The sequence below is a fragment of the Protofrankia sp. CiP1_Cm_nod3 genome (assembly GCF_982290655.1).
Genome location: NZ_CEVIVD010000285.1, coordinates 1,337 through 1,820, shown reverse-complemented (window position 1 = coordinate 1,820; position 484 = coordinate 1,337). Strand labels below are relative to the sequence as shown.

The following is a 484-nucleotide window of genomic DNA, read 5'->3' as shown; positions in this document are numbered from 1 at the left end:
GGGAGGCTCGGCCGCGGGAGGAAGCGGGGCCACCGCCGGGAGCACGGCCGGGAACGGGGCTACGGCCGGAAGCGGGGCAGCGGCCGGGAACGGGGCCACTGCCGGGAGTGAGGTGGCGGCCGGGCCCGGCAGGGACAGCGGATGTGTGTCGCCGGTGGCTGCCGGATCGCGTGGCAGGCCGTGGAGCGCGCTGCCGGCCATGGCCTCGGGGCGGCCGCGGGCGCTGTCGGCGGCCGGTGGCCGGTAGTACGGCAGCAGCGCGTCGAGCATGCCGGCCACGCACAGCGCCGCGAACGGCAGCATCGCCGTCACGTACGCATAGGGCATGTACCCGTTCCGGAACATGAAGGCGAACTGGATCAGCAGCAGTACCGCGACCATTCGCAGACGTCTGACGAAAAGCGCCGGGAACGCGGCGACGACACCCGCGCACAGCAGATAGGGGTCGATGCCCAGCCACAGGCTCGCCATGCCGCGGGTGCCA

General features: G+C 73.6%; 1 pseudogene. It reads right to left on the bottom strand.

Annotated elements, in window-relative coordinates:
- Positions 1-484, bottom strand: a pseudogene (locus AC5LUJ_RS24330) (4-amino-4-deoxy-L-arabinose transferase); the annotation flags it as partial.